The organism is Bartonella sp. P12B (genome assembly GCF_055796185.1).
The window spans coordinates 44,373-55,012 of record NZ_JBTTDI010000008.1; the positions used below are offsets into that span (position 1 = coordinate 44,373).

9 protein-coding genes are annotated in these 10,640 nt (G+C 39.1%); 5 read left to right on the forward strand and 4 right to left on the reverse strand.

The genetic code is table 11. The features are described from left to right. Positions 1 to 677 precede the first annotated feature (677 nt). Complete coding sequence (locus AC0QT1_RS06185) at positions 678 to 926, forward strand: hypothetical protein (RefSeq protein WP_473200786.1); 249 nt, start codon at positions 678 to 680, stop codon at positions 924 to 926. 468 nt (positions 927 to 1,394) lie between these two features. Continuing rightward, positions 1,395 to 2,225, forward strand: a complete 831-nt coding sequence (locus AC0QT1_RS06190; protein WP_473200739.1) for a ferredoxin--NADP reductase — start codon at positions 1,395 to 1,397, stop codon at positions 2,223 to 2,225. On the opposite strand, the gene eda is transcribed toward AC0QT1_RS06190, so the two are convergent. Beyond that, complete coding sequence (gene eda, locus AC0QT1_RS06195; protein ID WP_473200738.1) at positions 2,195 to 2,860, reverse strand: bifunctional 4-hydroxy-2-oxoglutarate aldolase/2-dehydro-3-deoxy-phosphogluconate aldolase; 666 nt, start codon at positions 2,858 to 2,860, stop codon at positions 2,195 to 2,197. The two genes, AC0QT1_RS06190 and eda, sit on opposite strands and share 31 nt — an antisense overlap. 112 nt (positions 2,861 to 2,972) lie before the next feature. On the opposite strand from eda, the gene trhO reads away from it, so the two are divergent. From trhO to AC0QT1_RS06210, 3 genes are all read left to right on the forward strand, one after another. Then, a complete protein-coding gene (trhO, locus tag AC0QT1_RS06200; RefSeq protein ID WP_473201880.1) occupies positions 2,973 to 3,890 on the forward strand; it encodes an oxygen-dependent tRNA uridine(34) hydroxylase TrhO in 918 nt (305 codons plus the stop codon). A gap of 926 nt (positions 3,891 to 4,816) precedes the next feature. Beyond that, a complete protein-coding gene (locus AC0QT1_RS06205) occupies positions 4,817 to 5,950 on the forward strand; it encodes a type III PLP-dependent enzyme (protein WP_473201877.1) in 1,134 nt (377 codons plus the stop codon). Positions 5,951 to 6,005: 55 nt separating this feature from the next. Beyond that, positions 6,006 to 6,590 carry a GNAT family N-acetyltransferase gene (locus AC0QT1_RS06210; protein WP_473200736.1) on the forward strand — a complete coding sequence of 195 codons (585 nt, stop codon included), beginning with the start codon at positions 6,006 to 6,008 and terminating at the stop codon, positions 6,588 to 6,590. A 647-nt stretch (positions 6,591 to 7,237) separates the two neighbouring features. On the opposite strand, the gene AC0QT1_RS06215 is transcribed toward AC0QT1_RS06210, so the two are convergent. The 3 genes from AC0QT1_RS06215 to AC0QT1_RS06225 form a co-directional block, all read right to left on the reverse strand. Next, a complete protein-coding gene (locus tag AC0QT1_RS06215; protein WP_473200735.1) occupies positions 7,238 to 8,809 on the reverse strand; it encodes a DHA2 family efflux MFS transporter permease subunit in 1,572 nt (523 codons plus the stop codon). A gap of 21 nt (positions 8,810 to 8,830) precedes the next feature. Beyond that, complete coding sequence (locus tag AC0QT1_RS06220; RefSeq protein ID WP_473200734.1) at positions 8,831 to 9,907, reverse strand: HlyD family secretion protein; 1,077 nt, start codon at positions 9,905 to 9,907, stop codon at positions 8,831 to 8,833. 156 nt (positions 9,908 to 10,063) lie between these two features. Continuing rightward, positions 10,064 to 10,456 carry a Fur family transcriptional regulator gene (locus AC0QT1_RS06225; protein ID WP_473200733.1) on the reverse strand — a complete coding sequence of 131 codons (393 nt, stop codon included), beginning with the start codon at positions 10,454 to 10,456 and terminating at the stop codon, positions 10,064 to 10,066. Positions 10,457 to 10,640: the final 184 nt, after the last annotated feature.

Here is a 10,640-nt window from a genome sequence, read left to right on the forward strand (position 1 = left end):
TTCAACAGGTATGGCTCACTTATTCAGAATTTAACCACTTATCTTTCTTTCAGAAGATTGGTAAGGAGAGTGGGGCATATTCCCGCTATTTCTAGGCAAATCAGTTTTTCTTTAAAAACGGGGATGTTGAGTCTATTGATTTACAAAATAATGGAGAGGTTCATTTTTTAAGTCTTCTCTTTAGAAGATTGTTGGTTAAAAGAGTGGAGAGTGCCGTATTTCAGTCATGAAGGCTCTGAGGTGTCGTGTGATCTTAAAATGCCTTAGAAAATGGAGCATCAGTGTAATTAGATATTTCAGAAATTGAAAGCATGGTTACTGGTCGTATAACAGATTAAACAATGCTACAAAAATGATAAATGGGTGTTATTGAAGTTCCAAAAACAGAGGGTAAGTTTTATAATTCTCTGGGGTTTGTTGAAGAATATATTCAAGGGGCTAATTAGCTTTCATCTTGTTTTGTGATGGGTGCGCAGCGTTCAATCTTTAGAACCCCTATAGGTGATAACAAAATAAAAGCGCAGCAAAATACTTACACTTACGGAAATTGAGATGATCCTTATGTGGTTCAAGCTTCCTGTGATAAGAATTCTTGCATTAATACTGTGAGTGATCTTAAAGGAATACCGTCACCTCATACACCTCAAGTACCTTTGATAAATGAGAAAAATTTGAGTGTGCAAACTATTTCTGATGTATTGAAAGCAGTCAATTTGGTTGTTATTCGTTCTCGAGATGGTTATTGGGCATCCAATATTTACTTTCCTCAGCCCAGTTCGTTTGAGTGGAAATCAAATTTCGTTGATCACCACTCTAGCTACGGATTATCCCTTCATGTCAATAACAGTGTGACGAAAGTTAGTAAGGGAACACAAATAATGTATATGTTTGATGGTAAACGCTGGAAAGTTATAGAAACACACTAACAAATAGTTATTGATCAGTTTTCTAACTCTATCTTGTCTTGATAACAACGTACATAGCAGGGTGTGTTATGCGTTATATTGTTTGTCATCAAATTGTTATTTTATTTTTATGGGTTGATTTAGTTTGAGCATATTTGCATGCATATTCCATTTATTGCGTGGGTGATCCTTTTTACAAAAAATAATGAGGTAATACTTTGTGCGTGGTGTTATTTTTGATTTTGTTAGATTGTGTGTTCTATTCTTCTTTCATTTTGCAACATAGCTATAAACGGATATAATAAGGGGAATATTTTTATAGTTTTTGATTGTAAGGTTCAAAAGTTTTACTATTTCGGTTATTTTAAATACAAAAATGTTAATTGCGTGATTTATGTTTTAAGAGAAATATTGGCAGATAGGTATATGAGCGTTATATCATTCTCAAAATCTTAAGTTTAGGTTCAATAAAAAGGTGAGGAAGAGTTTATGAATAGTTTTGCTACTCATGTTCAGTCAAGCATCAACAGCGGTTCATCAAACTTTCCGATTCCTGAAAATGTGTTCGCGCTTAGCGTCCAAGAGGTTTATCATTATACCGATCGTTTATTTAAATTTCGTCTGAATCGTCCGGAAAGTTTTCGTTTTCGTTCAGGTGAATTTGTTATGATTGGTTTGCCCAATGCAGAAAAACCAGTTTATCGTGCTTATTCGATTGCAAGTCCATTTTGGGATGAGCAGCTTGAGTTTTTTTCAATCAAAGTTCCAGGTGGTCCGTTAACGGAACATCTCCAAAAAATTAAAATTGGTGATACAGTTCTCATGCGTAAAAAATCTACTGGAACATTGGTTCTTGATGCTCTGGTTCCTGGAAAACGTCTTTATCTTCTTTCAACAGGGACGGGGGTTGCTCCCTTTGCAAGTCTTATCCGCGATCCTGAAACTTATGAAAAATTTTCTCAAGTGGTTCTTATTCAAACAACCCGAGAGCGCAATGAGCTTGCTTATGCAAAAGATCTCGTTGTTTCTTTACAAGAAGATCCGCTCATTGGTGAATATGCGCAACAGCTGAAATTTTATCCCATGACTACGCGTGAACGCTCAGAACATATGGGGCGTATTACAACTGTTATGGAGAGCGGTGCTTTTTTTGAAACGACTGGTTTGCCAAAAATTTCTCCTGATGAAGATCGCGTAATGATTTGCGGCTCCATGGCCATGCTAAAAGATTGTGCAAAAATGTGTGAATCCTTTGGTCTTATTGAAGGAGCAAATAATGCTCCTGCATCTTATGTTGTGGAACGCGCTTTTGTAGGATGAGAGGAGAGCTGTGCTGCTGTCTGTGCTAATGTGCTGATTGCATCCCAATCACCTACTGCAATAAGGTGTTTGGGGGCTACCCAAGACCCCCCAACGCAGAAGACGTTAGAAAGCTGAAGCCATTGTGCAGCATTTTTTTGTGTAATGCCGCCTGTTGGGCAAAACCTGACTTTAGAGAAGGGAAAGGCTAAGGTTTGCACAAAGGGAATCCCTCCAGCGGCTTCGGCAGGGAAAAATTTAAGGTATGAATAGCCTTTATCCCATGCTTGCATTAATTCACTTGGTGTCACCACACCTGGGAGAAGAGGAATTTCACTGTTGTTTGCACAATTGATCAATTCGTTTGAGAGGCCGGGGCTTACGATAAATTTTGCTCCTGCTCGTTCAGCTTGTTCATAATGTATTCTATTGAGAATTGTTCCTGCTCCAACAATTGCTTCAGGTACTTCTTGTATAATTGCTTTTATTGCATCGCATGCCTTTGTTGTTCGCAATGTGATCTCAATTGTTTTCAATCCGCCTTTGACAAGAGCGCGTGCTAGGGGGATTGCGCTTTGGAGATCGTCAATGTGCAAGACAGGTATGACGGTTTGTTCTTGAAGCAGTGATAAAAGCTGCTCTCTTTTTTGGCACATGGTATTCTTTCTCTAGAAGATGAGCTTGTTGCTATCGTTTGATTAAGCATAATATGTTAAAGAGGAGATGAATAGATCTTGAAATTGAATGAAACGCGCGTTATCAAGACTTATGGAAAAGAATTTTAAAGTTGCTGCACTTTATTGCTTCGCTGATTTGAAGCATTATCGTCAATTACAGAAACCTTTGCTGGATTTATGTCAAGCAAATGACATCAAAGGGACTCTGCTTTTAGCACGAGAGGGGATTAATGGCACTGTTGCGGGATCTTGTGCTGCCATTAAAGCATTAGTCGATTTTATTACTGCTGAACCAGCATTTCAAATGCCGGAGATTAAATATTCATGGGCGTCGAAAATGCCTTTTCATCGTCTGAAAGTGCGGTTGAAAAAAGAGATTGTGACTATGGGCGTTGAAGGTGTTGATCCGTTAAAGGTCGTTGGCACTTATGTTGACCCTGAAGATTGGAATGCTCTTATCCAAGATGAAGAAACAATTTTGATTGATACACGCAATGACTATGAGTATGCGCTTGGGAGTTTCCAAGGGGCAGTTGATCCACAGATTAAGACGTTTCGGGAATTTCCTGAATGGGTCCTCAAGCATGAGGCTGATTTAAAAAAGAAAAAGAAAGTTGCCATGTTTTGCACAGGCGGTATTCGGTGTGAAAAATCAACAGCTTATGTCCGTGAGCTTGGGTATGATCAGGTTTATCATTTAAAAGGTGGTATTCTCAAATATTTGGAAACAATCCCAAAAGAAAAAAGTTTATGGTGGGGTGAGTGCTTTGTTTTTGATGAGCGTGTTTCTGTCGGGCATGGTCTTGAAGAATGTGGGCGCGAATTATGTCGTGCGTGCCGTTCCCCTATCAATGCTGAAAGCAAATTATCGCCTCATTATGAGGAAGGTGTCTCGTGTGATTCTTGTTATAACACGCGAGATGACGCTGATAGGCAGCGCTTTCGGGAGCGTCATAAGCAGTTTCAATTACTAAAATCACGAGCTGTTCAGTCTCATCAAGGATCATAACGATATTATCCTTTGAGGACTTAAAGCTTTCGCTTTTTTCTCTTGGTTTAGAGAAGGAGGGGATAGTGTGAGAGCAAAGTATTTTATGAGGTTTTGTAGTGTTCGGCTTTTTATTTGCCTCTAAAATCGAATCTTTTAAAATGTAAAGGATTGAAGCAACACTCAGGTCAAAAAATACAATGATGGGACATTGGTTTATCATTGTATGAATACGGAGTTCGTGTTGCTCAGCAAAGTCCTTTATAGTTTCTTCCTGCGTGATGTTGGGAAGAGTGAATTATGAATCTCAAGCAAAGAACTTCTTTTTCAACAAGGTAGTGTATGAGCAATGCAATGGCATGGGGCTTTTCGTGAAGGTCCTGCGTCTCTTAAAATTAAAGGCGATAAGGTCATTTTTCTGCTTGTGAGAACTGTTGCTTTTTTGCACCATTTTTATTTTAAAAATTAAAAAATGTTTAAAATAAAAAAAATGATTGAAATGAATAAAAATTGGTCTTATATGCAAACTTGCCCAAAGTCGCACGTGCCTGTGGGTGTCCGCTGGTTCTCAAATGGTGAGATTAACCGGTACGGTACCTGGAACTAACCGCTCCAGTCATTCTTTTGGCCAACCAGAAGAATGAGGACATCTTGAAGCAACGACGGTGCGGGCCTTTCTGGTGTCTTTCAGCTGTCCAAATGCTGAGATAACTATAGAGGCACACCTCATTGCCTTCAGTGCGGAAGTGGTTTTCTCAACTCCAATCAAAAAGGCAGATAAAGTAGGATAACGCGGTTTTCGCGCTGTTCTTTCATTGTATACAATTCTGTTTTCTTTAATCATCAGGATGGAGGAAGCGGTTGTGTGCTTTTCGTCTTTTGGTTATTGGCAGCTCTCTGCTGTCCAAGTGTAGAGTAAGGGATTACTTCCCTTGGGAGAATTGCAAATGACAACGCAACGTATTCGTGATTTTCTTGCAACGCATCGTTCTGAAGGGCCATGCTTAGTTGTTGACCTTGATGTTGTCCGTGAAAATTATTTAAATTTTGAAAAAGTTCTTCCGCAATCCCGTATATTTTATGCGATAAAGGCAAATCCTGCTCCTGAAATTTTGAGTTTGCTTGCTTCTTTAGGGTCGTCTTTTGATGCCGCTTCTGTTGCGGAAATTGAAATGGCGTTAAAGGCGGGAGCGACACCTAATCGTATTTCTTTTGGAAATACGATTAAAAAAGAGCGTGATATTGCGCGTGCATATGCATTTGGTATTTCACTTTATGCGGTTGATTGTGTTGAAGAAGTAGAAAAAATTGCACGCGCTGCTCCAGGAGCTCGCGTTTTTTGCCGTGTTCTGACTGATGGAAAAGGAGCAGAGTGGCCATTGTCCCGTAAATTTGGGTGTGTTCCTGCCATGGCAGTTGATGTTTTACGTCGGGCACATCAATTAGGCTTACAAGCCTATGGTGTTTCTTTTCATGTAGGATCTCAGCAGACAGATCTTAGCGCATGGGATCGTGCTTTATCGGATGCTGCTACAGTCTTTAGGCATTTGGAGCAAGAAGGAATTTTACTAAAATTGGTTAATATGGGAGGGGGATTTCCAACCCGTTATTTGAAAGATGTTCCTACTGAACAAGCTTATGGCACGGCTGTTTTTGATTCCTTGAAAAAATATTTTGGCAATCGCATTCCTGAAACGATTATCGAGCCAGGGCGTGCGATGGTGGGGAATGCTGGTGTTATTCGCACAGAAGTTGTCCTTATCTCCAAAAAAGCCGACAATGATAATGTCCGATGGGTTTATCTTGATGTTGGAAAATTTAATGGTCTTGCTGAGACTATGGATGAAGCTATTCGCTATCCTATTGAAACACCCCATGATGATAAGGAAATGGAACCTTGCATTTTGGCGGGGCCAACATGCGATTCGGCAGATGTTCTTTATGAAAAAACACCTTACCCCTTACCTTTATCCCTTACAGTAGGGGATGAGTTGTTGATTCATGGAACAGGTGCTTACACGGCAACTTATGCTTCTGTTGCCTTTAATGGTTTTGAGCCTTTGCGGTCTTATGTGATTTGAGTTTTTCATCTCTGATAACTCTGATAACAAAGGTATAGTGAGGTGTGTGTCAAAGATGGATATGATACAGTTTCAAACAAAAGATGGTGCACTTTTTACACTTGCGTGTGAGCAAGAATCTGATAAGCTCTACCGAGAAAATTTGCTTGATTTAGCTTTGGGAAAGGGACGTAAACGTAAGTCATCAGAAGCTTTACGTCGTGGCCGTTTAGCGGCGTGCGGGTTGTCCTTTGTTGTCAAAAATACACTTGGAGAGCTTGTGGGGAGTGTACGGCTTTGGCATGTTCGATTTAAAAAAGAGCAAAATGGCACACAACATGCTTTGCTTTTGGGGCCTTTGGCTGTTTCAGCAGAATATTCCGGTAAGGGGATAGGATCTGTTCTTATGCGGCATGCAATCAAAAAGGCAAAAAAATTAGGTTATGGGGCTATCTTACTTGTCGGTGATTGTGACTTTTATCAGCGTTTTGGTTTCTCAAACAGTTTAACAAAAAATTTAGCAATGCCTGGCCCTTATGAAAAACACCGTTTTCAAGCGTTGGAATTGATACCAGAATATCTTTCTGGATGTTACGGCACTCTGGTTTCTAGTGGAGAACGAGAAGATTTGAGTCGTTTTCAGCATCATAAAGTAGCCTAGAGGACTCTATTTGCTAACGGCGGTGACAATGGGGACCATTTTTCTTCGTGGTAAAGTCTTTTTATGCAATGCACGTTTAAGAATGGCTTGATAGCATAGCAGAGTTCTTTCATTTGTATTTTCGGAGTTTTTGAGAGTTTCAGTTGTTTACTGTCGGTTGAAGAGCTTGCGTATTTTGCACTGTTTTAGATGATTTTAGCAGAAGTCTTTGAGTTATTTTTTATCAATATTTTTACAGCCTTTTTCCAATTGATGGATGTTGAAAATCCTCCATTGAAAGCTAAGCTTTAAAATTAAGCTACCATGAAAAGACTATAAAAATTTCGATTTTATAGTCATTGGTCTGTTTTATAAATAACGGTTTATGAGGAGCGCAGCTTTTTTGTGCTGATTACCGATATTTCTATAAAGATCTAAATAAACTTGCCCTTCTAAAGTTTGTGAATCGCAAATGCTTATTGCCAAGAGGAGAAAGTTATCCTTAAACATGTTTTTGTTGAAGCATTTTCTTGTGTATAAAATGCGGGAAAATATAAGCTTTTCGTGGCCTGAATAAGTTTGTCAATGTGCCTACCAATAATGCGAAGGGTACGGGATAAATATCAGGGCTTTAACAAGATTTTGATCAATTCTCATAAGATTGAAGCTCAGTGACCTGAAGGAATATCGGTAGGGGGAGGTGTTTTTTTGAGAAAAATGGTCATGAATGTCAAGGCGATAAAGATGATGGTTATTATAAAGAAAATATCGCTCAAAGCCATAATCATTGCTTGTATGCGTGCCATCTTAAAAAGTTGGAAAAGAGCAAGAGTCTGTGAATCAAAAGTTGTAGTTTTGAAATATAGAGTAAGGTTTGAAAGCATTTCAGTTGCTTGGTTATTTCCGTATTGGACTGTTTCGGCTATTCGCGCATAATGTAGGTCTGTGCGTTTTGTTATAAGAGTGCTGATAATAGCAAGTCCTACGGCACCACCAAGATTGCGTGTGAGGTTAAATAATCCAGAAGCATTTTGCATTCGTTCTGGTGGAAGAGATCCGAGGGCAATATTATTAATAGGGACCATACATAACATAACGGAAGCCCCACGGAAAACTTGAGGCCAAAAGAGTTCCCCAAAATCCCAATTGTCTGTGATAGAGCTCGCCATCCAAGTTCCTATTGCAAAGCCAAAAAGTCCTATTGCCATCATCAAACGTGCATCAATTCGTGCTGAAAGGAATCCGGCAAGGGGGGCGGTTAATAACATGACAAATCCTGAAAGAAATAATGTTTCTCCGATCATGAGAGAATCATAATGACGGACTTGGCTTAAATAGACAGGATAAAGATAAGTGAGTCCATAAAGACCTATTCCAAGCATAAAAGAAAAAACTGATGCGGTTGAAAAATTGAAATTCGAAAAAGTTGAAAGATCAACAATTGGTTCTTTTGCGGTAAAAGCACGCCAGAAAAATAAGGCTGCAGACAAGATCATAACAATGAATAAATTGAGAATCAGATTGTCATTGAACCAATCGTGACGAGCCCCTTCTTCTAGAACATATTCTAAAGTTCCCAGAAACACTGCCATAGAAATGAGACCTAACCAGTCAAATTCGGTTATTAAAGAGGAATCGGCTTTATCAAAATCAATTAATTTCCATGCGAGAATTGAGATAATAATTCCGCAGGGTACATTAATGAGAAAGAGCCAATGCCATGATGAGATATGACAGATATAGCCTCCCACTGTTGGACCAATGGTTGGTGCTAATGTTGCTACCAGTCCGACGATAGGGGTGACAATTGGGCGTTTGGAAGGTGGAAACAGGACATAGGAAGCAACAAAAACGCTAGGAATAATACCTCCACCAATAAAACCTTGGAGAGCTCGGTACACAATCATCTCTTCAATAGATGTTGCTGTTGCACAAAGAATAGAGGTAATCGTAAACCCGATTGCTGAGATACTAAAGAAAACACGTGTTGAAAGTAATCTTCCTAAGAATCCAGAAAGGGGCAACATGATAACTTCAGCGATCAGATAGGAGGTTTGAACCCATGAAATTTCTTCAGAGCTTGCTGAAAGACCAGCCTGAATTTCAGCTAAAGAGGAGGCAACAATTTGGATATCCAAAATAGCCATAAACATGCCAAAAGACATAGCAATGAAAACCAAGATTTTTTGGATTCCTACCTTTTCTTGAGACTGTGTGGACTCTGGCATGGGAGATGTCACGTTAATATCATTTCCTGTTTGTTATAAGAGTTCTTTATCTTGCGATTTTGTTCGTGTATCAATTTCTACTGAAACACTCATTCCTGCTCGAATCCGTCCTGTTTTTAAGACTTCTTCTGGAATAGAGATCCGTACGGGAATGCGTTGGACAACTTTAGTAAAGTTACCGGTAGCATTTTGTGGTGGCAAGAGAGAAAAAACAGCCCCCGTTGCAGGGGCAATGGAAAGTACTTTCGCTGTAAATGTATCTTTTTTGAAGGCATCAACAACAATATAAGCAGTTTGTCCAGAATGAATATTTTGTAACTGTGTTTCTTTATAGTTCGCTTCAATATAAAGTGCATGGAGAGGGACTAATGCGGCAAGCCGCTGACCATTCATAACAAAATCCCCTGTTTTTGCTGTTAAATTTCCAATAACACCATCAAATGGAGCTCGGATAATAGTTGCATCAAGATCACGTTGTGCTTTTTCACGCGTGAGTTCCAAGCTTTTTGTTTGGCTTTCCGTTTCACTTCGTTGCGCTTCTAGAACTTGGATATTCGCCCGTGCGGCAGCTATTTGTGCATCGGTACGGTTAACATTGGCGATGGCTTGTTCATAAGCTGATTTGGCATCATCAACATCCGATTGAGGGGCATAACGACTCGCTTTAAGCTCTGTAGTCCGTTTTAAAGTGAGTTGTGCATTTGTTGCTATGGCTGAAGCGGCAGCTTTTTGTGCTTGCGCATCATCTAAAGCACTGCGAGCAGCTGTAATTTGTGCATCAATCCGTAGAAGAGTTTTTTGTTGCGTGTTGAGATGGGCTTCTGTCTGTTCCAAGGCTATCTGATAATCACCATTGTCGATGTAAAATAAGATATCGTCTTTCTTGACAATTTGGTTTGCTTGAATAGCAATTTTTTCAATATATCCATTTAATTTAGGGGCAATAGCCGCTATATCTCCTTGTACATAAGCATCATCTGTTGCCAGCATATAACGCCAATCTGTTATCCATTTATAGCTAAACCAAAGTGCAAAAAGCGCAAAAACGGTAAGAAGAGTATGAATTATTTTCTTTTTTTTTGTTGAAACAATTGTCTCAGAGATGGACATGGTTTTATACTTTCAATTTTATATTTCAATGTGCAAAACAGATTTGCCGCTGTAAAAAGAGAGCGGTACATCTATAAAGGTGATAAGAATGTTTCAAACAATGAGACAGTTTTTAAAACATAATGCTAACTATACAGACTTGCAAGTATTGAGATCTTATTCTTTTGCGCATTGTTTACAAATGCCTCGTACTTCTAGGGTACTTCTGTGTGCTTGGAAATCAATTGCTTGAACCATTTGTTTAAGGTCGGATACAATCGTTTGGTTTTGTATTTCGTTGACCTTACCACAATTCTCACAAATGATAAAAGTTGTAAGCTCGTGTTGGCAATTTTCAGGATGCAAACAAGCCATAAAAGCGTTTACACTTTCCAAACGATGAATACACTTTAGTTGTACAAGTTTTTCTAATGCACGATAAACTTGGAGAGGTGCACGAAATCCTTCTTCGCGTAAATGATCAAGAATCGCATAAGCACTTAAAGGTCCTTGTGCATTCTTTAAAGTATTTAGAACCAATGTTTGGTTACGCGTAAGTTTAGATGACATTGACATCTTTCTTTTGCTCTATGGGCTTTTTACTCTATGGGAAAGCATAAAGCGTGTGAGAGAGTTGTGCAATGGCGAATATAGAATATGTGCTCTCTTAAGTCATGTGGTTTTTATATATAATCTTCAAGATTAGATGTTTTTTTAGGGTATAAATTAAGCCTGTCTGATTTTTTAGATTGGT

Excerpts from the sequence above, each read along its gene's own strand:
- eda (WP_473200738.1), bottom strand. The coding sequence starts at position 2,860 with ATGTGCCAAAAAAGAGAGCAGCTTTTATCACTGCTTCAAGAACAAACC.
- AC0QT1_RS06205 (WP_473201877.1), top strand. The coding sequence starts at position 4,817 with ATGACAACGCAACGTATTCGTGATTTTCTTGCAACGCATCGTTCTGAA.
- trhO (WP_473201880.1), top strand. The coding sequence starts at position 2,973 with ATGGAAAAGAATTTTAAAGTTGCTGCACTTTATTGCTTCGCTGATTTG.
- AC0QT1_RS06190 (WP_473200739.1), top strand. The coding sequence starts at position 1,395 with ATGAATAGTTTTGCTACTCATGTTCAGTCAAGCATCAACAGCGGTTCA.
- AC0QT1_RS06210 (WP_473200736.1), top strand. The coding sequence starts at position 6,006 with ATGGATATGATACAGTTTCAAACAAAAGATGGTGCACTTTTTACACTT.
- AC0QT1_RS06225 (WP_473200733.1), bottom strand. The coding sequence starts at position 10,456 with ATGTCATCTAAACTTACGCGTAACCAAACATTGGTTCTAAATACTTTA.
- AC0QT1_RS06220 (WP_473200734.1), bottom strand. The coding sequence starts at position 9,907 with ATGTCCATCTCTGAGACAATTGTTTCAACAAAAAAAAAGAAAATAATT.